Below are 19985 nucleotides of genomic sequence, written 5' to 3' on the forward strand. Positions count from 1 at the left end.
CGGCGTAGGCTCTACTACGACATGTCGTAGTACGTGTGGATGTCCCGCATGACACAGGAGGCCGCCGGATGGATGTCGTCGACGTCTCACGTTGGCAGTTCGGGATCACGACCGTCTATCACTTCATCTTCGTACCGCTCACCATCGGCCTCGCGCCCATGGTCGCCGGGATGCAGACCGCATGGGTGATCACGGGTAAGGATCACTGGTACCGGCTGACGAAGTTTTTCGGCAAATTGTTCATGATCAACTTCGCGCTCGGTGTCGCCACCGGCATCGTGCAGGAGTTCCAGTTCGGCATGAACTGGAGCGAATACTCCCGCTTCGTCGGCGACGTATTCGGCGCCCCGCTGGCCATGGAGGGCCTGGCCGCGTTCTTCCTGGAATCGACCTTCCTGGGTCTGTGGATCTTCGGCTGGTCGCGGCTGCCCAAACTGGTGCACCTGGCCACCATCTGGCTGGTCGCGATCGGCGTGAACGCCTCGGCCTTCTTCATCATCGCCGCCAACTCGTTCATGCAGCATCCGGTCGGCGCCCGCTACAACCCCGAATCCGGCCGCGCCGAACTGCAGAGCATCGGCGCACTGCTGACCAACAACACCGCGCTGGCGGCCTTCCCGCACGTCGTGGCGGGTGCGTTCCTCACCGCCGGCACCTTCGTAGCCGGTATCGGCGGCTGGTGGATGGTTCGCAACGCCCGCTCGGGCCATCCGGAGCTGCTGGAAGAGGCGCGCGGTATGTGGCGGCCCGCCGCCCGCGCCGGGATGTGGGTGATCGTGATCGCCGGCATCGCACTGGTATTCACCGGTGACATCCAGGGCAAGCTGATGTTCAAACAGCAGCCGATGAAGATGGCCTCGGCGGAATCGTTGTGCCACACCGAAACCGATCCCGACTTCTCGATACTCACCGTCGGCACCCACAACAACTGTGACAGCATCACCCGCGTCCTCGAGGTGCCCGGCGTGCTGCCTTACCTCGCCGAAGGCAGGTTCAGCGGCGTGACGCTGCAGGGCGTCAAGGACCTGCAGGCGAGCTACAACGAAAAATTCGGCCCGGGTGACTATCGGCCGAATCTGTTCGTCACCTACTGGACCTTCCGCGCCATGATCGGCTGGGCAGTGGGTTCGGCGGCCATCGCGCTGCTGGGCTTCTGGATGACCCGGCGCGGACGGATCCCGGATCAGCCGTGGTTCAAATGGCTGAGCCTGATCTGCATTCCGACGCCGTTCCTGGCCAACAGCGCGGGCTGGGTCTTCACCGAGATGGGCCGCCAGCCCTGGGTGGTCGCACCGAATCCGACCGGGAACCCGGCCATCCGGATGACCGTGCAGCAAGCTGTCTCCGGGCATACCGCAGGCACCGTGCTGGCCTCGCTGATCGTCTTCACGCTCGTGTACGGCGCACTTGCCGTCGTGTGGTTCTTCCTCATGCGGCGCTATGTGATCGAGGGGCCCGAACAGCCACCCGCGGAGACGGAAACGTCTGCGGTCGAGAAGCTTTCGTTCGCGTACTGAGGAGCCGAGGATGAGTCTGCCCGAATTCTGGTTCTTGCTGATCGGTGTCCTGTTCACCGGCTACTTCGTGCTCGAGGGCTTCGATTTCGGCGTCGGGATACTGATGCCGATCATCGGCCGCGGCGACGAAACGCGAAAGCGCGCCGTACTCAACACGATCGGACCGGTCTGGGACGGCAACGAAGTGTGGCTGATCACCGCGGGCGGCGCGATGTTCGCGGCCTTCCCGGAGTGGTATGCCAGCCTGTTCTCCGGGTTCTACGTGGCACTGCTGCTGATCCTGGTGGCGTTGATCGTGCGCGCGGTGGCGATCGAATGGCGCGGCAAGATCCACGATCCGCGCTGGTACAAATGGTGCGACGCCGCGATCGTCTTCGGTTCCTGGGTGCCCGCGCTGGCCTGGGGACTGGCCTTCGCGAATATCGTGCACGGAACGCAGCTCAACGCGCAGCGGCGGATCGAGGGCGGTCTGCTCGGCCTGATCAACCCCTACGGGCTGCTCGGCGCCCTGACGCTGCTGCTGTTGTTCATCCTGCACGGTGCGGTGTTCATCGCCTTGAAGACCGGCGGCGATATTCGCGACAGCGCCGAGCGGACCGCCCGGGTGATCTGGTTGCCGGCCACCGTGGTCGCCGCCGCGTTCGCGCTGTGGACCCAGCTCGCGCACGGCCAGGGCTGGACCTGGATCCCGTTGGGCGTGGCGGTATTCGGCCTCCTGCTCGCCGGTGGTGCGGTGCTGCGGCATCGCGACGGCTGGGCGTTCACCGGCACCGCCGTCACCGTGGTCGCCGCGATCGTGCTGCTGTTCGGTGCGCTGTTCCCGTACGTGCTGCCGTCCACCATCGACGCCGCCTACGGGCTGACCGTCGACGGCCGGATGGTCGACGGGCATCCCACCGTCAGCGCCTCCTCCACGCATTACACGCTGGTGGTGATGAGCTGGGTCGCGGTGGTGCTGACTCCGGTCGTGCTGATCTACCAGGGCTGGACGTACTGGGTCTTCCGCAAGCGCATCACCGTCGAGCAGATCCCGGCGCCGATCGGCCTGTCGATGCGCAGCGGCGCGCGGTAGGTCCACGATGGCCCGTCCCGTCGATCCCCGGCTGTGGCGCCATGCCCGCTCGGCCCGCCGATATCTGATCATCAGCGTGGGACTGTCGCTGGTGATCACGGCGGGCATCGTGGTCGCGGCGCTGATGCTGGCCCGGATCGCGGCGGGCGTGATCACCGATCCCGGGCAGCGCACGATCGGCGCGTGGACCACCGAGCTGGCGATTCTGGCGGCGGCGATCGCGGTGCGGACGGTGGCGAGCTGGTGGCAGTCGCGGCTGGCGCATCGAGCCGGCGCACAGGTCGTCGCGGAGTTGGAGAATTCCGTCCTGGCCGCCGGAGCCGCACTGCCGCCGCGGGAGCTGGATCGGCGGCGAACCGAACTGGCGGTGGTGGTCGGCGACGGGCTGGGCGGATTGCGCGCCTATCTCACCGGATATCTGCCCGCGTTGCTGCTCGCGGTCCTGGTGCCGCCCGTCGTGCTGGCCGTGATCGCGGTGCACGATCTCACCGCGGCGATCATCATCCTGGTGACGCTGCCGCTGATCCCGATCTTCATGATCCTGATCGGGCTGATGACCCAGGGCCGTGCCGCCGACGCCCTGGCCGCCACCACCCGGCTGTCGGATCAGATGCTCGACCTGTTCGCCGGCATGCCGACGCTGCGGGCGCTCGGCCGGGAAACCGGTGCGGCCGAGGACGGTGCGCCGACCATGCGGCATCGGGTGCGCGAGCTCGGCGAGGCGCTGCACAAGCGGACCATGGCGACGCTGCGGATGGCGTTCCTGTCGTCGATGGTGCTGGAGATGCTGGCGACCCTGTGCGTGGCACTGGTCGCCGTGTCGATCGGCATGCGGCTGGTCTTCGGGCATATGGGCCTGTACGCCGGTCTGCTGGGCCTGATCCTCGCCCCCGAGGTCTATCTGCCGCTGCGTGCGGTGGGGGAGAGATTCCACGCGGCGCAGGACGGAATGGCCGCTGCCGAACGGGCTTTCGCGATACTGGAGCCGGACCGGACCGAGCGGGACCTGTCCGCGGGCGTCACCGGTGCGCGGGAAGTCTCGGTGGAGGCCGACGCGCCCACCGAACCTCGGCGAGCAGATGCCCGCAGCGTCCGGCGATCCGGCGAGCCGCGCGCGGCGCGAGTCCCGGTGACGGTCGAACCGGGGACCGGAGACATCGAGCTGCGTGACGTGTGGGTGCGCGCGCGGGACGGGTGCGCACCCGCCGGATTGTCGGGTGTGCTGCGACCGGGAGCGGTGACCGCCCTCATCGGTCCCAATGGAAGCGGGAAATCGACTGCGCTGCAAGTGATATTGGGTCTGATGGCGCCGGAGCGGGGTACGGTTCTGGCGGGTGGGCGCCCGGTCGGCGAGCTCGATCCGGACGGGTGGTGGTCGCATATCGCTTGGCTGCCGCAGCGCCCGGTGCTGCTGCCCGGCACCTTGCGAGAGAACCTCGAACTCTTCGGCGCGCAAGCTGGTGACGGCGGGCGTCGCGGTACGACCGGCCGCGTCGAGGCCGTCGACAATGCTTGTGCGGCAACGGGTTTCGACACCGTACTCGACGAACTTCCGGACGGTTGGGACACCGTGGTGGGTCCCGGCGGCGTCGGTCTGTCCCTCGGCCAGCGCCAACGCCTGGCATTGGTTCGCGTGCTGGCCGCCGACCGCCCGATTCTGCTCTTCGACGAACCCACCGCCCATCTCGACGAACACAGTGAGGCGACGGTCCTCGCCGCCCTGACCGAACGGGCCCGCGCGGGCGCGACGGTCGTCGTGGTGGCGCACCGCCCCACCGTGCTCGCCATCGCGGATCACATCATCGAGGTACACGCGCGGGCGGACTCGGACCCGGCGGAAGATCATGCCGCGCAACGAGAGTCGGCCGGCCCCGAATCGGATGGGTCGGAGCACGCCGCTCCTGCGGAGGTGGAGGGTGCGAACGAGGTGCGGCGTGGCGATGCGCGGGCAGCGGGCACGTCCGTGGCGCCGATCGGAGTCGGCCGGGCGATGACCAGGGGGTGGACGCCGTGAAATCCCTGTGGGCCGAACTGCGGGAGCTGCGGCGGGTTTCGGAGATCTCGCCGTGGCGCGTGGTCGTATCGATCTGCTGGGGAACCGTCGCTCTCGGCAGTGGGCTGGGGTTGGCGGCGCTGGCGGCGTGGTTGATCGCACGGGCATGGCAGATGCCGCCGGTGCTGGACCTGAGCGTCGCGGTAGTCGCCGTCCGGGCACTGGGCATCTCGCGCGGACTGTTCCGCTATATCGAGCGGTTGGCGACTCACGACGTCGCGCTGCGCGCCATGACGACGGCCCGCACGGCGGTGTATACGGCGTTGGCGCGCACCGACATCCGGTCTCTGCGACGCTACGGCCGGTCCGAGGGCGACGTCACCGGTTCGACGGAACGCGGCGCCGGGCGGGAGACCGCGCTGCTGCGCCGGGGTGATCTGCTCACCCGGATCGGCGCGGATATCGATGACCTGGGCGCCGTGATCGTGCGCGCGGTCGTCCCCATCGCGGTCGCGATCCTGCTCTCGCTCGCCGCGGTAGCCCTGCTCGCCACCATTTCCGTGCCTGCCGGGGTGATTCTGGCCGTGGCTCTGCTGGTCTCCGGCGGGTTCGCGCCCTGGCTGTCCGCGCGCGCGGCGCGCGACGCCGAACTGGCGGTGCAATCCGATCGTGCCGAATTCCGGGCCGCGGCCGTGACGGTGCTCGATCACGCTCCCGAACTGCGGGTCGCCGGTCGGCTCGACACGGCGATGACGGCCGCCGCGACGGCCGCCGAGCGCGCGGTGCGTGCCGAGGACCGGGCGGCCTCGCGCAGCGCGTGGGCGGCCGCGGCGACTCCGCTGTCGATCGGCGCCAGCGTTCTGGGCGCCCTGCTGATCGGAATCGTGTTGTACGGCAACGGCTTCGGCGCGCCGGCCGAGCCGTTGCAGCCCGCGCCGGCCGGTGGGATCAGCCCGATGGCCTTCGCGATCCTGGTGCTGCTGCCGTTGTCGGCATTCGAGGCCGTGGGGGGGCTGCCCGCCGCGGCGCAGGCCCTCACCAAGGGCCGCGCCGCCCTGCGCCGCATCCGTGCCCTCGACCCGGTCGAGCCGCCGTCGGGGGCCGGCGATCCGGGCGACCGTGTCGTGCCGGCCGACAGCGGCGACCTGCGTGCCCGCCTGATCCACGCCTTGCCCGACCTTCCGCCGGGCCGCCGGATCGCCGTGGTGGGCCCGAGCGGGGCGGGCAAGACCACGATGCTGATGAGCTGGGCCGGACTGTTCGACACCCCGCGCCCCGGGCGCACCTTCTTCGCCGAGGACGCCCACGTATTCGGCACCTCGGTCGTGGAGAACCTCCGGGTGGCCCGCGGCGACGTGACCGACGCGGTGGCCGAAAGCGCCCTGCGCGCGGTCGGTTCCGGGCCGTGGCTCGATACTCTGCCGGAGGGACTGGAAACGGATCTGGTCGGAGGCGCGGCCGCACTCTCGGGCGGGCAGCGCCGGCGTCTGCTGCTGGCGCGCGCTCTCGTCGCCCCCGCCGACACCCTGCTCCTGGACGAACCCACCGAACATATGGAGGCGGCGGCGGGCGCCGACCTGCTGCGCGCACTGCTCGACGAAACCAGCGGTCTCGTCGACCCGGATCGCACGGTGGTCGTCGTGACCCACCAGCTGCCCCCCGATCACCGCGCCGACACCGTGGTCGCGGTCGCACCCGGCGGCGAGATATCGATCACTCGCCGCGTCGCCGCCTGACCCGGCGAAAACCCAGGTCGGCACCGGAATTCGGCTCTGCGAAAAATCCGTTGCAGCTCCTCGGCCGCGGCCGGTAGTTTCGTCTGTACACGGGAAAGGAGGTGGTTCGAAGAATGGATATTCAGAGGACGCGTGAGGTGGCTGCCGGTTGAGCGCCACAGCCGCGGTCCCCGTACCGCGGCCCGCTGCAGTGGATTCGGTCCCCGCGCGAGCGCTGAACTAATCCAAGGCAGTCACCCGGCCCCCGAGCCCCCGGTTTGTCCGACCGGGACCGCGAGAGATCAGATCTCCGCGGTACGGCTCGGGGGCCGTGCTCTTTCCGCCTGAGATCAGGGCCGACGTTGCCCGGGCTCGGCTCAGCCGATGTAGCGCTGGAGGCGAGCGGAGAGGCGGGGTTTAAGGGCGCCGTCGGCTTCCACTCGTTCCTCGACGTAGCCGAGGTCGCCGCCTTCGACGATGCCGTAGAGGCGTTTGGCGCCGCCGACCACCGCGCCGGACTGGCTGCGGATCACGACGTCGGTGGCCAGTTCCCAGGACGACTGGGTGAGGGCCTGGCCGTAGAAGAGTTCGACGATGCCGGAGCTGTGGGTCAGCAGGAGTTCGATGACCTCGTCGTCGCCGTCGATGCCGACCCGCCAGAAGCCGCTCTCGCGCAGATCGGGGCCGGAGTAGTTGCCTTCGGCGTCGATGGTCCAGGAACGAGAATCCCAGGACAGATAGTCGCCACCGTCGTGGGAGACGATGATCTGCTGGCCGAAGTGGTAGTCGCCGCCGCGCTCGGGATCGTTGCCCTCGCCCTCACCGCGCCAGACGCCCACCAGGGGCAGCAGCGCGAGCATGGAGGCACTCAGATCGGGACCCAGTCGCAGATTCGCGGTGTCCTCGGGCAGCGGCAGACCCGGCAGCTGCGGAATGTTGCGGCCGCCGGTGGATTTGGCGCGCTCGGCAGCCTCGGCTACCGCCTCGTCGCCACTGCGGCGAGCCGCGTCATTGTCACTGCGGCGAGCCGCGTCATCGCTCTCGCGCCCCTCGGCATGCGCCTGTGAGGCGTGTCCGTTGGTCGCTGCGTTTTCGACGTTCTCGCTCGCCGAATCGGTCACGACTCGGTGAAGAGCCGGTAGAGGACGTACAGCCCGAACCAGGCGATCAGCACGGAGCAGATGACCAGCAGAATCTCGAAGGTTAAGACCACATATCGGAGTTTAACGACCCGCTCGGCGAAGACGAAAACGGCCCCGGGAAAACGAATCCCGGGGCCGTTCGCGTGCGATGAGCGCAGTTTTCGGCGCGTGCCGTCGACGCTCGGCGTCGGTGTTACTTGGCGACGCTCACGTCGATGTTGTGGACGCCCGCCCCTTCGGGGCTGACCTTGGCCGATCCGTTGCCGGCCGACGACAGGGCCCGGATGGTCCAGGTGCCGGGCGCGGCGAAGAAGCGGAAATCACCGGTGCCGGAGGCCACGACCTCGGCGGTGAACTCGTCGCTCGAGTCCAGCAGGCGGACGAAGGCGCCGCCTACCGGGTTACCGTCCGCATCGAGGACGCGTCCGGTGAGGACGGTCTCCTTCTCGGTGTCGACGTTGGCCGGAAGGGCCTGACCCTGGGTAGGTGCTGCACACATATCTATTTACGCTCCCAACTCGATCGGTGCACCGACGAGGGAGCCGTATTCGGTCCAGCTCCCGTCGTAGTTCTTGACGTTCTTGTGGCCCAGCAGCTCCTGCAGCACGAACCAGGTGTGCGACGAGCGCTCACCGATGCGGCAGTAGGCGATGGTCTCCTTCTCGCCGTCGAGGCCCGCTTCCTTGTAGATGGAAGCCAGTTCCTCGTCGGACTTGAAGGTGCCGTCCTCGTTCGCGGCCTTGCTCCACGGCACGTTGATGGCGCCGGGGATGTGGCCGGGACGCTGGCTCTGCTCCTGCGGCAGGTGCGCGGGAGCGAGAATCTTGCCGGAGAACTCGTCGGGCGAACGCACGTCGACGAGGTTCTTGACGCCGATCGCCTGGATGGCGTCGTCGCGGAAGGCGCGGATCGACAGGTCCTGCTCGGAGGCCTTGTAGGTCGTCGCCGGACGGGTCACCGCATCGGTCGACAGCGGGCGGGCGTCGAGCTCCCACTTCTTGCGGCCGCCGTCGAGCAGCTTCACGTTCTGGTGGCCGTAGAGCTTGAAGTACCAGTACGCGTAGGCCGCGAACCAATTGTTGTTGCCACCGTAGAGAACGACGGTGTCGTCGTTGCCGATACCGCGGGCCGACAGCAGATCCGAGAACTGCTCCCGGTTGACGAAGTCACGCCGAACCGGATCCTGCAGATCCTTCTTCCAGTCGATCTTGACGGCACCCTCGATGTGGCCCGTGTCGTAGGCGGAGGTGTCCTCGTCGACCTCGACGATCACGACGCCGGGGGTGTTGAGGTTCTCTTCGACCCAGTCTGCGGAGACCAGGACATCGGAGCGAGCCATGTTGTTCCTTTCGATGTGACTTGCCGGGGTATGTGGAGAGATGAGTTGTGGTTCGTGGGGGCGGTCAGTTCGCCGAGTTGCTCGTCGTGACCGGGGTGCGCGCGCCGAGCCGCTGGGTGAGCGGATAGATCTTGCAGCCCAAGCAGATTCCGAACGCCGCGTTGAGGAACGCCGCGAACAGTGCGAAGGCGGTGAAGATCGCGCCCACCACGCCGGCCCCGGCCGCGAAGCCGATGAAACCGACGATCGCGAAGACGAAACCGACCAGCTGTGCGAACCGCAGCGGCGGCACCGGCTCGGTTTCGGTCGCCGGGCCGATGCGCGGCGCGGCGAAGGTGGCGAAGACCCAGCCGTAGGGGCTGCGCCGCGGACCGTACAGCGCGCCGAGGGCGAACACGATCGCTTGCAGGGCGATCAGCACCGCGGCGGCGGCGGTCGAGAAGGCGGAGACGATCAGGACCAGCACGAGGACACCGGTGGTGATCCACGCCGCGAACCGCGGTCCGCGGACGTCCACCTGACCGGTGGGTGAGTTGGTGTTCTGGGGCACGGGAACTCCTGCGCTGAAGAAGGCTTATCTGGCTTATCCGGTTGCGGGTTATCCGTCAGATAGGTCGGATCACCGGGGGATCGACGAGATCTCACACGCGGTGGAGAAACCGGTCGGCGGCAGGGGATACGAAAGGCCGACCGGCTACATGCACAGGCAGCAACAACCGCCGAGGCGGCACAGATCAACTGTGCGGCGTCGGGTGAGCATCAGCTCTCGGCGGGTTTGCACGCCAAGCAGTTTACCCGGTTTCGGGAGGGAATTGGACCCGGGGTACGAAACACGGGCGGGCGCCGGGCGCGTAGACGGCGTGGGGGACAGTTCGAGCAACGGCCGAAAAGCCCTTGTGAGCAGGAAGTTCAGGCCGCCTCGGGAACCGTCAGCGGAGCCAGTGCGCTACGCAGGTCGGTGGCCTTGGGCACACCCGAGATCCGGAACCGCTCGCGCCCGTGGGCGTCGAAGACGAACGTGGTGGGCAGCGACAGGACATTGAGCTCGCGCGCCAGGTCCGCCTCGGCGTCGATATCGACCTCGACGTCGCGGGGCGGCTGCACGGTATCGGCCAGATCGGCGACGACCCCGGCCACCACCCGCCGGACCGCTGCGCACGGACCGCACCATTCGGCGGAGAAGTGCAGGACGGTCGGCACCGCCTCGGTGACACCGACGGCGCTGAGCAGTTCGGTACGCGAACCCGCGATCTCGGTGGTCTTGGCCGTCCGGACGCGGCCCTCGCGGTAGCGCAGGGCAATACCCGCGGCCACCCCGGCCAGCAGGACGACGGCCAGAATCGTGAGTTCAATCATGGTCGGGCAAACCTGTCCATATCAATGCGAATATTCTCCCCTTCCCCCTCTACCACGATATTGCCGCCGATGGCCTGCACCTTCTTCGGGGGCACCCCGAACGGCAGATCCTTGGTGTCGATGGTGCGGGTGAAGCGGGCCAGTACCGCGGCCTTGTCCAGGTCGGGACCCAGTTCCGCGGCGGTGGTGGTGGGCGCGGTGGTATCGACGCCGCCGTGATAAAGGTCGGTGGCGACCAGTTTGATCTGATCTCCGTCGAGGAACAGATCGGCCTTCACGCTCACCCGGTCGGTACTGCGGGTCTCCGGGCCGAGCTGGATGGTGCCGGTGAGGACCAGGGCGCCCTGGGTGGTCATGCCCGACCCGCCGGAACCCCCGGTGCCGTCGGATTTGTCGGCCGGGCGGGTGACCACCTCGAGGTCCGGAATGTTGAACAGGCGCCCCAGCTCGACCGGTTCGATCCGCATCCGGCCTGCCACCTGGTCGACCATCACCGAGCGCATGTCGTTGTCCACCAGATCGTGCATCGACAGGTGGACACCGTTCAGGGTGGCTTCGACGAGGATCTCGCCGGGAATGTCGGGACGGTTGGCGCGCGCCCGGATCTCGAGGTTGCGGTAGTCGCCGCGCGCGGTCTGGGCCAGGAACGGGAAGCCGTGAATGGTCACTTCGGGATCGGCGCTGAGTTCACCGCCGGCCCGCAGCGACCGCGATACCCGGTACTCCGAGTAGGCCGCCGCAGTGAAATCGACCACTACGGCGATCGCGACCACCAGCAGCAGTCCGACGATCAGTTTTCTCATCCACATGCTCCGAGTTCAGGCCGTCCGTGCGCGCGGAACACTGCGGTCGCGCGCGGAGGGGTACGAGGCGTGGGCGTCTCGAGGAGAGGCTACCCGGTACGAAGATATCTGCCCGGACCACGCGGGCGCGCGGGCGTGGGCGCGGCGGCGGCCATCACCGCTGGTCTCCGCGCGGGTGCGGCGGAGTGCGCAATACATGATCGGCGCCGCGCACGCGCTAATGTAGGCACGAATTACCTGTGCCGACGCGCATGGATTCGCGATTGACGTCGAGGTTGCCCGCGGACATGCCAGATTGGGAGGAGAGCCGGTGGAGCTGCTCCTGCTGACCTCCGATCCGAACCCGGAAGCCGTGCTGCCGTCCCTGGCGCTGCTCCCGCACAATGTGCGGCCCGCGCCCACCGAGGTGGCATCACTGCTCGAGGCGGGTACCGCGGATGTGGCTCTGGTCGATGCCCGCACCGATCTGGCCGCCGCGCGCGGACTGTGCAGACTGCTCGGCAGCACCGGCTCCTCGGTGCCGGTGGTGGCGGTGCTGACCGAGGGCGGTCTGGTCGCGGTCAATGCCGATTGGGGACTGGACGACATCCTGCTGCCGGGAACCGGTCCGGCCGAACTCGATGCCCGGCTGCGCCTGCTGGTCGCCCGCAACGGCGGCGCGGCCAGCCCGGAGAACACCGGCAAGATCACACTCGGCGAACTGGTCATCGACGAGGGCACCTACACCGCGCGGTTGCGCGGCCGCCCACTCGATCTGACCTACAAGGAATTCGAGCTGCTGAAATATCTCGCCCAGCACGCCGGCCGGGTCTTCACCCGCGCCCAGTTGCTGCAGGAGGTCTGGGGTTACGACTTCTTCGGCGGCACCCGCACGGTCGACGTGCACGTGCGGCGGCTGCGAGCCAAACTCGGCAGTGAGTACGAATCCCTGATCGGCACCGTCCGCAACGTCGGTTACAAGGCGGTTCGCCCGGCGCGCTCGGCCAACAACAAGGGCAGCGAGCAGCCGGCCGGCCTCCCGGACGAGGGCGACGACGGCGCCGACGACTCGCAGTTGACGCAGGTCAACGGCAGCTCGTCCTGAGATCGGTGACGGGCCTGAGCGGGCCGGGGTGCGATGGACGAGCGGGATGCCGCTGCGGTTGGCCGCGGCACGGACGATCGGCCCGCGAAAACGGTTGCGCCGAAACGAAACCGGCCGCTGGGGTAGCCGGCCGCCGCGGGCGGGAATCAGGGCGGTAGCCGAGCACGTTCTGGGAGGGGCCGATTGCCGCATGTGCCGGTTGCCGGCGGACGTGAACGAATGAGCGAGGGATGGGTGTGAGCGTGCAGGTGCCGGACTGGACCACCGAATTGGCCCCAGCGACCGCGGCGCAGATCGTGGAGCTGGTGGAACGCGCGGGTGCCGCCGACGCGGTCGCGCCGATCTCCGAACAAGCAGTGCTCTCGGTGACCGCATCCGCGTCGCCCGCGCACGACGATGCCGACGCCGATGCGCCGACCGGCCGGACGCGGCATCTGGTCGTCGAGCGTGACGGCGAACTCGTCGCGTACGCGAATCTCGTTCCGGCACACGGTGATCACCCGGCGATGGCCGAGGCCGTGGTGGATCCGCGGGCGCGCGGGCGCGGTATCGGCGCGACGCTCGTCGCGGCGGCCCTGCAAGCGGGTGGTCCGGGTGCGCGGATCTGGGCGCACGGCAATCTGGCGCCGGCGCGGGCGGTCGCCGGCCGGCTCGGGCTGACGATCGCACGCGAGTTGTGGCAGATGCGGCGGCCCCTGACACAGGCTCCGGAGGGCGATCAGGCAACCGTCGAGCTACCCGAGCTGGAGGTGCCTGCCGACATCGTGCTGCGGACCTATGCCGGGCCCGCCGACGACGCGGAGATCCTGCGGGTCAACAGCGCCGCCTTCCACTGGCATCCCGAACAGGGCGGCTGGACCGAGGCCGAGATCGCGGTCCGGCGGGCGGCGCCCTGGTTCGACCCGAAGGGCCTGTTCATCGCCGCCGATCCCGCGGATCCCAGCCATATCCTGGGCTTTCACTGGACCAAGGTGCACGAGCCGGACGAGACCTCGGACGCGGTCGGCGAGGTCTACGTGGTGGCCATCGACCCGGCCGCGCAGGGCCGCGGACTGGGACGCGTGCTGACCCTCGCGGGCCTGCACTACCTGCGCGATCGGGGACTCGGCGCGGTGATCCTCTACACCGAGGCCGACAACACCGCGGCCGTGCACACCTATACTCGTCTCGGGTTCGAGACGGCCCATATCGACGTCGCCTACACCGCGCGTTGATACCCTCGCAGTAACACTGCGGCAAATCTCACAGGTCCGAACCGCAATCGCGCCGGGTTGTTCACCCTGCGTTCACTTGCCCAGGTCCCACTGTCAACCGGACGAATCTACTTTGATCGTGGGCGGCATTCGCTGCTCGGTGCGCAAGTTCTCTGCGAACGGCCACCCACAGGACCCGTCCGGTCGTTGAGGGATCGGGCGTGTACGAAGCGTTTCCCGGAGGAACAGGTGAATTTCAAGCGCAGCGGCGCTCTCCTCGGTGTGCTGGCGGCTGCCGGCACTCTGACACTGACTGCCTGTGGTAGCGACGACAACTCGGCCGCGACCGGTAACACCACCAAGGTCGATGTGGCCTGCGGTGGCAAGAAGGCTCTCAAGGCCAGCGGATCCTCCGCTCAGAAGAACGCGATGGACCGCTTCATCGCCGCCTACGAGCAGAACTGCGACGGCGCCAAGCTGGACTACACCTCCAGCGGCTCCGGCGCCGGCGTGAACGAGTTCGTCGGCGGCCAGACCGATTTCGGTGGTTCGGACTCCGCTCTGGACCCGAAGAAGGACGAGCCGAAGAAGGCCGCCGACCGTTGTGGCGCACCGGCTTGGAACCTGCCGACGGTCTTCGGTCCGATCGCCATCACCTACAACCTCGACGGTGTCACCAACCTGACCCTCGACGGCCCGACGGCGGCGAAGATCTTCAACGGCACCATCACCAAGTGGGACGACCCGGCGATCAAGGGCCTGAACCAGGGCGTGAACCTGCCGTCGGACGAGATCCACGTGATCTTCCGCAGTGACGAGTCGGGCACCACCGACAACTTCCAGCGCTACCTGGACGCCGCCTCCAACGGCGCGTGGGGCAAGGGCGCGGGCAAGGCGTTCGCCGGCGGTGTCGGCGAGGGCGCGAAGGGCAACGAGGGCACCTCGGCCGCCATCAAGAGCACCAAGGGCTCCATCACGTACAACGAGTGGTCCTTCGCGCGGTCGCAGAACCTGTCCACCGCGCAGATCATCACCGATGCCGCCGTGAAGCCGGTGGCGCTCAACACCGAGTCGGCCGGTAAGGCCATCGCCGCCGCGAAGATCGTCGGTCAGGGCAACGACCTGATCATCGACACCAACTCGTTCTACAAGCCGACCGATCCGGGCGCCTACCCGATCATGCTGGCCACCTACGAGATCGTGTGCTCGAAGTACGCCGACGCCGACACCGGCAAAGCCGTCAAGGCGTTCCTGACCTCGGCGATCACCAACGGTCAGAACGGACTCGAGGACTCCGGCTACGTGCCGATCCCGGATGCGTTCAAGACCAAGCTGACCACCGCGATCAACGCCATCTCCTGATTGCGAAACCCTGATGACCGTCCACGACGAAGTCACCGCCGCGGGCCAGTCGGATTCGACCGGCCCGCGGACGGGCAACGAAGTCCCGCCGGGAGATACTTCCTCCATGCCGAGTGAGTCGAGCAACAAGCCGGCCGGTCGCATCGCCGGCGGCCACAGCCGCCGGGGGGAGACCGTTTTCCGTTCCCTGGCCACGGCCGCCGGGGCGACGATCGTCGCGGCGATCGCGCTCATCGCGCTGTTTCTGCTGATTCGCGCGGTGCCGTCGGTAGCGGCGAACAAGGCGAACTTCTTCACCAGTGCCGAGTTCAACGTCACCAATGCCGACAACATGCACTTCGGCATCCGCGACCTGTTCATGGTCACGGTGCTGAGTTCGCTGCTGGCATTGCTGATCGCCGTGCCGCTCGGCGTCGGTATCGCGTTGTTCCTGACGCAGTACGCGCCGAAGGTCCTCTCGCGTCCGTTCGCGATGCTGGTCGATCTGCTCGCGGCGGTGCCTTCGATCGTGTTCGGTCTGTGGGGTTTCCTGGTGCTGGCCGAGAAGCTGGCGCCCTTCGAACAATTCCTCAACGACAAATTGGGCTGGTTCTTCCTGTTCAAGGAAGGCAACGTCTCCATCAGCGGCGGTGGCACGATCTTCACCGCCGGTGTCGTGCTCGCGGTGATGATCCTGCCGATCATCACCTCGGTCAGCCGCGAGGTCTTCCACCTGACTCCCCGCGCGCACATCGAGGCCGCACAGGCCCTGGGCGCCACCAAGTGGGAGGTCGTGCGGATGACCGTGCTGCCGTACGGCCGCAGCGGTGTGATCGCCGGTTCCATGCTGGGGCTCGGCCGCGCGCTGGGTGAAACCATCGCGGTGCTGATCGTGCTGCGCACCGCCGCCTCGGCCGGCCACTGGTCGCTGTTCGACGGTGGCTACACCTTCGCCTCCAAGATCGCCTCGGCCGCTTCGGAATTCAGCCAGGCGTTGCCGACCGGCGCCTATATCGCGGCGGGCTTCGTACTGTTCGCGTTGACCTTCGTCGTCAATGCCCTGGCTCGGATCGCCGCCGGCGGGAAGGTGAACGGGTGATGACCACCACATTGGACAAGCCGATCAAGGCGCCCACGTTCCGCCACGTGAGCATGGGCCGCAAGGTCCGCAACAACCTCGCCACCTCGGTCATGTGGCTGTGCTTCGGCATCGCGCTGGTCCCGCTGGGCTGGGTGCTGATCCTGGTGCTGAGCAAGGGTTTCCACGCGATCGTCAGCAGTGGCTGGTGGTCCAAGTCGCAGAAGGGCGTGCTGCCCGACCAGTTCGCGGGCGGTGTGTACCACGCGATCTACGGGACGATCGTGCAATCGGCGGTGGCCGCGGTGATCGCGGTGCCGCTGGGCATCATGGCCGCCGTGTATCTGGTCGAATACGGCCGCGGCTGGCTGGCGAAGACGACCACCTTCATGGTCGACATCCTCGCCGGTGTGCCCTCGATCGTGGCCGCGCTCTTCGTCTTCGCGCTGTGGATCGCCACCTTCGGTTTCCCGCAGTCGGCCTTCGCGGTGTCGCTGGCACTGGTGCTGCTGATGTTGCCGGTGGTGGTGCGCAGTACCGAGGAAATGCTCAAACTCGTGCCCGACGAATTGCGCGAGGCCTCCTACGCGCTGGGCATCCCGAAATGGAAGACGATCCTGCGGATCGTCGTGCCGACCGCTCTGCCCGGCATGATCAGCGGTATGTTGCTGGCGGTCGCCCGCGTCATGGGTGAGACCGCGCCGGTGCTGGTCCTCGTCGGCTACTCGAAGTCGATCAACTCCAACATCTTCAACGGAAATATGGCGTCGCTGCCGCTGATGATCTACCAGGAACTGGCCAACCCGGAAGCGGCCGGCCGGATGCGAGTGTGGGGCGCGTCGCTGACGCTGATCCTGATCATCGCCCTGCTGTACATCGGCGCGGCCGTGGTCAACAAACTGCTCACGCGGAATCGATAGAAGCGAACGGAATACGACAATGGCCAAGCGGATCGACGTCAAAGATCTCAACATCTTCTACGGCAAATTCCACGCCGTATCCGATGTGTCGCTGACCGTGTTGCCGCGCAGCGTCACCGCTTTCATCGGCCCGTCCGGTTGCGGTAAGTCGACGGTGCTGCGTTCGCTCAACCGCATGCACGAGGTGACTCCGAACGCCCGCGTCGAGGGCGCGGTGCTGCTCGACGGTGAGGACATCTACGGCTCCGCGGTCGACCCGGTCGGCGTGCGGCGCACCATCGGCATGGTGTTCCAGCGGCCGAACCCGTTCCCCACCATGTCGATTCGCGACAATGTGGTGGCCGGGCTGAAGCTGCAGGGGGTGCGCAACCGCAAGGAGCTCGAAGAGGTCGCCGAGCGCTCGCTGCGTGGGGCCAACCTGTGGAACGAGGTGAAGGATCGCCTCGACAAGCCCGGTGGTGGCCTGTCCGGCGGTCAGCAGCAGCGTCTGTGCATCGCCCGCGCGATCGCGGTCTCGCCCGACGTGCTGCTGATGGACGAGCCGTGTTCGGCGCTGGACCCCATCTCCACACTCGCGATCGAGGACCTGATCTCCGAGCTGAAGAAGGAGTACACGATCGTCATCGTCACCCACAACATGCAGCAGGCCGCGCGCGTGAGTGATCAGACGGCGTTCTTCAACCTGGAAGCCCAGGGCAAGCCCGGCAAGCTCATCGAAATCGACGAGACCGAGCGGATCTTCTCCAACCCCACCCAGAAGGCGACCGAGGACTACATCTCCGGCCGCTTCGGATAAAGTTCTCCGAACCTTCTGATCGCGGGCTGAGTCCCTCCGCGTTTCGAAACCCCGTCCCTGGTGGACGGGGTTTTCTCATGCGCACAGAGGTGCGTGTGTCGAGTATCACATCGTCGTCCGAGTTGTGTGCTCGCTCATCTCATACCGTAGTCGGTTGTCTGACACTCGTGGTAACAGTTACCTTCCTCCTGAACTAAACCGATCGTTATAGTCAGGAGCGGGATGTCGGTGTCAACGGCGAGACCTGTAGCCCAGCAGGGGATTCCGATCGCGACGCGTATGCGGGTTTTCGCGTTGGTCGCGATCTGTCTGGCCGAACTGCTGGTCGTACTGGACAACACGCTGGTCAATGTGGCCCTGCCGTCGATGGCGGTGCAGTTGCAGGCCCGGATGAGCGGGCTGCAGTGGATCGTGGACGCGTTCACCTTGGCCTTCGCCGGGCTGCTGTTGCCGCTCGGCCATCTCGGTGACCGCTACGGCCGCCGCAGGCTGATGATCATCGGCCTGGCGGGTGTGGCCGTCATGTCGGCCGCCGGTGCGATGTCCTCGGGCCTCGGCCAGGTGATCGCCGCGCGGGCCGGCATGGGCGTCTTCGCCGCCGCGGTGTTCCCGGCGACGCTGGCCCTGATCATCAACCTGTTCCCGGAGACACGCGCCCGGGCCGCGGCCATCGCGCTGTGGACCGCCATGGCCGGTATCGCGGTGGCGATCGGGCCGGTCACCGGCGGCTGGCTGCTCGAATACTTCAGCTGGCACGCCGTGTTCTGGATCAATGTGCCGATCGCCGCGATCACGATCGCGGCAGTGCTCGTCGTCGTCCCGGAATCGCGGGCCGATCACAGCGGGCGGCTCGACGTGCTCGGTATCGGCCTCTCGCTGGTGGCGGTCACGACGCTGGTGTGGACGATCATCGAGGCGCCGAAGCACGGCTGGCTGTCCGGACGCAGCGTCGGCGGCTACGCAGTTTGGCTGATTCTGCTTGCGCTGTATGTGATCTGGGAGTTGCGGGTGGAATCACCGGTGCTGAACATGCGGCTGTTCCGGATCCGGCGCTTCTCGATCCCGGCCTTGGCGATCACCGTCTCCTACTTCTGTGCCTTCGGATTCCTGTTCCTGATCACCCAGTACTTCCAGGGTGTGAAGGAATTGAGCGCGCTCGAATTCGGCATCCACTCATTGCCTTTCGCGGCCGCGGTCGGCTTCGGCGCGCCTGTGGCGACGCTGGCCGCGCAGCGCATCGGCACCACCGCCACCGTCGTGTGCGGCCTGCTCCTGCTGGCCGTCGGCATGTTCTTCGCGGGCCGGGTGACCGTCGAAACGCCCTATCTGGGAACGGTTCTGGTCTCGATGGTCCTGATGGGTGTCGGCTTCGGCGTTGTGCAGGGACCGGCCACCGAATCCATCATGGGCGCGGTGCCGATCGAGGAGGCGGGCGCCGGATCGGCGGTCAACGACACCACCCGCGAGGTGGGCGGCACCCTCGGCGTCGCCGTCCTCGGCTCGATCATGACCTCGGTCTACACCGGTCGAGTCGGCGCCCGCATCGACGCGATCCCGGACGCGATCATGAATCCCACGCAGAAGAGCCTGGCCCGCGACACCCCCATCAGCGTGCTGGAAATCGTCAAGGCGCCGATCAGCCCGTTCTTCGCCGGTGCGAAAGCCGATCTGGTGCATGCCATGAAGGTGGCCGCGCTGGCCGGCTCGACGGCCGCATCCTGGGCGGCGGTCGGGGCCCTGCTGGTCTGCGCGGTGCTCGTCGCGGTGCTGTTGCCGTGGAAGCCCGAGCGCGGCGCGTCGCTACTGCTGGGCCGAACCTCGGAGGAGGAGCCGGCGAAAGCCGATGCCATCAGTCGGACATGAAAACTCGCTGCCCGTCCGTGCTCCGGACGGGCAGCAACCTCCGCGGAACCGGTTCAGATCTTCTCGGTTTCGGAGTCCGGGTCGGGCGGCAGCACACCTGTCACTAGGAAGACGACCCGGCGGCCGATCTCGACCGCGTGGTCGGCGAAGCGCTCGTAGTAGCGGCCCAGCAGCGTGACATCGACGGCGGCGGCCACGCCGTACTTCCATTCCCTGTCCATCAGCAGGGAGAACAGGTGGCGATGCAGATCGTCCATCGCCTCGTCGTCCTCGTTGAGCTGCGCGGCCCGCTCCGGATCGCGCGTCTCCAGGACCTCCTTGGCGGCGGCGCCCATATTCACCGCGATGCGGCCCATCTCGGCGAAGTAGCCGTTCACCGATTCCGGGAGCGCGTGGTTCGGGTGCCGGCGCCGGGCCACCTTGGCCACGTGCAGCGCCAGCACACCCATCCGATTCACATCGGAGACGATCTGGATGGCGCTCACCACCTGCCGCAGGTCACCGGCCACCGGCGCCTGCAGCGCCAGCAGTGCGAACGCCTTCTCCTCGGCCTGCGCGATCATCTCGGCGATCCGGTCGTACTCGGTGATCACCTGTTCGGCCAACACGATGTCGGCCTGCAGCAGCGACTGGGTCGCCCGCTCCATGGCCGAGCCGGCCAGTCCGGCCATCTCGCCCAGAAGATCGGCGAGTTCGGCCATTTGTTCGTTGTAGATGACACGCATGAAACCAAAGACTAGTTCCCGGCTCTGACCAAGTCACGAACGGTGGGT

18 protein-coding genes are annotated in these 19985 nt (G+C 67.5%); 11 read left to right on the forward strand and 7 right to left on the reverse strand.

Features of this window, described 5'->3' with window-relative positions; translation table 11 throughout:
• The first annotated feature begins 68 nt into the window (after positions 1 to 68).
• Genes A5789_RS23450 through cydC form a run of 4 tightly spaced genes read left to right on the forward strand, consistent with a single transcriptional unit; the run spans position 69 to position 6318 of the window.
• A complete protein-coding gene (locus A5789_RS23450; RefSeq protein WP_063018081.1) occupies positions 69 to 1517 on the forward strand; it encodes a cytochrome ubiquinol oxidase subunit I in 1449 nt (482 codons plus the stop codon).
• A 10-nt stretch (positions 1518 to 1527) separates the two neighbouring features.
• Positions 1528 to 2589: a cytochrome d ubiquinol oxidase subunit II gene (gene cydB / locus A5789_RS23455; RefSeq protein ID WP_063018083.1), complete on the forward strand. Its 1062-nt coding sequence runs from the start codon at positions 1528 to 1530 to the stop codon at positions 2587 to 2589.
• 7 nt (positions 2590 to 2596) lie between these two features.
• The gene (cydD, locus tag A5789_RS35900) at positions 2597 to 4603 is read left to right on the forward strand and encodes a thiol reductant ABC exporter subunit CydD (protein WP_082940900.1); all 2007 of its coding nucleotides are present in this window, start codon (positions 2597 to 2599) and stop codon (positions 4601 to 4603) included.
• Positions 4600 to 6318: a thiol reductant ABC exporter subunit CydC gene (gene cydC / locus A5789_RS23465; protein WP_227463202.1), complete on the forward strand. Its 1719-nt coding sequence runs from the start codon at positions 4600 to 4602 to the stop codon at positions 6316 to 6318. Before cydD ends, cydC begins: the two co-directional genes overlap by 4 nt.
• 356 nt (positions 6319 to 6674) lie before the next feature.
• Here cydC and A5789_RS23470 read toward each other — a convergent pair whose 3' ends face one another.
• The 6 genes from A5789_RS23470 to A5789_RS23495 all read right to left on the reverse strand — a co-directional run bounded on the left by A5789_RS23470 (position 6675) and on the right by A5789_RS23495 (position 10937).
• A complete protein-coding gene (locus A5789_RS23470; protein ID WP_064902311.1) occupies positions 6675 to 7418 on the reverse strand; it encodes an FABP family protein in 744 nt (247 codons plus the stop codon).
• 214 nt (positions 7419 to 7632) lie between these two features.
• Positions 7633 to 7938 carry a DUF1416 domain-containing protein gene (locus A5789_RS23475; RefSeq protein ID WP_063018085.1) on the reverse strand — a complete coding sequence of 102 codons (306 nt, stop codon included), beginning with the start codon at positions 7936 to 7938 and terminating at the stop codon, positions 7633 to 7635.
• Positions 7939 to 7944: 6 nt separating this feature from the next.
• The gene (locus A5789_RS23480) at positions 7945 to 8778 is read right to left on the reverse strand and encodes a sulfurtransferase (protein WP_063018087.1); all 834 of its coding nucleotides are present in this window, start codon (positions 8776 to 8778) and stop codon (positions 7945 to 7947) included.
• A 64-nt stretch (positions 8779 to 8842) separates the two neighbouring features.
• The gene (locus A5789_RS23485; protein ID WP_063018089.1) at positions 8843 to 9328 is read right to left on the reverse strand and encodes a DUF4395 domain-containing protein; all 486 of its coding nucleotides are present in this window, start codon (positions 9326 to 9328) and stop codon (positions 8843 to 8845) included.
• 359 nt (positions 9329 to 9687) lie between these two features.
• Complete coding sequence (locus tag A5789_RS23490; protein WP_063018091.1) at positions 9688 to 10134, reverse strand: thioredoxin family protein; 447 nt, start codon at positions 10132 to 10134, stop codon at positions 9688 to 9690.
• On the reverse strand, positions 10131 to 10937 hold the full coding sequence (locus A5789_RS23495; protein ID WP_030517446.1) for an LmeA family phospholipid-binding protein: 807 nt from the start codon (positions 10935 to 10937) through the stop codon (positions 10131 to 10133). Before A5789_RS23495 ends, A5789_RS23490 begins: the two co-directional genes overlap by 4 nt.
• 310 nt (positions 10938 to 11247) lie before the next feature.
• On the opposite strand from A5789_RS23495, the gene A5789_RS23500 reads away from it, so the two are divergent.
• The 7 genes from A5789_RS23500 to A5789_RS23530 all read left to right on the forward strand — a co-directional run bounded on the left by A5789_RS23500 (position 11248) and on the right by A5789_RS23530 (position 19212).
• Positions 11248 to 12021: a response regulator transcription factor gene (locus tag A5789_RS23500; protein ID WP_063018093.1), complete on the forward strand. Its 774-nt coding sequence runs from the start codon at positions 11248 to 11250 to the stop codon at positions 12019 to 12021.
• A gap of 236 nt (positions 12022 to 12257) precedes the next feature.
• On the forward strand, positions 12258 to 13235 hold the full coding sequence (mshD, locus tag A5789_RS23505) for a mycothiol synthase (RefSeq protein WP_369817488.1): 978 nt from the start codon (positions 12258 to 12260) through the stop codon (positions 13233 to 13235).
• 228 nt (positions 13236 to 13463) lie between these two features.
• Positions 13464 to 14576, forward strand: a complete 1113-nt coding sequence (pstS, locus tag A5789_RS23510) for a phosphate ABC transporter substrate-binding protein PstS (protein WP_063018098.1) — start codon at positions 13464 to 13466, stop codon at positions 14574 to 14576.
• 106 nt (positions 14577 to 14682) lie between these two features.
• Positions 14683 to 15654 carry a phosphate ABC transporter permease subunit PstC gene (gene pstC / locus A5789_RS23515; RefSeq protein WP_030517450.1) on the forward strand — a complete coding sequence of 324 codons (972 nt, stop codon included), beginning with the start codon at positions 14683 to 14685 and terminating at the stop codon, positions 15652 to 15654.
• Positions 15654 to 16553, forward strand: coding sequence for a phosphate ABC transporter permease PstA (gene pstA / locus A5789_RS23520; protein ID WP_063018100.1), 900 nt, complete (start codon positions 15654 to 15656; stop codon positions 16551 to 16553). The genes pstC and pstA overlap by 1 nt, the downstream gene beginning before the upstream one ends.
• A gap of 19 nt (positions 16554 to 16572) precedes the next feature.
• Positions 16573 to 17349 carry a phosphate ABC transporter ATP-binding protein PstB gene (gene pstB / locus A5789_RS23525; protein WP_063018102.1) on the forward strand — a complete coding sequence of 259 codons (777 nt, stop codon included), beginning with the start codon at positions 16573 to 16575 and terminating at the stop codon, positions 17347 to 17349.
• A gap of 222 nt (positions 17350 to 17571) precedes the next feature.
• Complete coding sequence (locus A5789_RS23530; protein WP_064902312.1) at positions 17572 to 19212, forward strand: MFS transporter; 1641 nt, start codon at positions 17572 to 17574, stop codon at positions 19210 to 19212.
• 53 nt (positions 19213 to 19265) lie between these two features.
• On the opposite strand, the gene phoU is transcribed toward A5789_RS23530, so the two are convergent.
• On the reverse strand, positions 19266 to 19937 hold the full coding sequence (phoU, locus tag A5789_RS23535; protein WP_063018103.1) for a phosphate signaling complex protein PhoU: 672 nt from the start codon (positions 19935 to 19937) through the stop codon (positions 19266 to 19268).
• Between the last annotated feature and the right edge of the window lie 48 nt (positions 19938 to 19985).

This window comes from Nocardia sp. 852002-51101_SCH5132738 (genome assembly GCF_001665695.1).
GTDB classification, from domain to species: Bacteria; Actinomycetota; Actinomycetes; order Mycobacteriales; family Mycobacteriaceae; genus Nocardia; species Nocardia nova.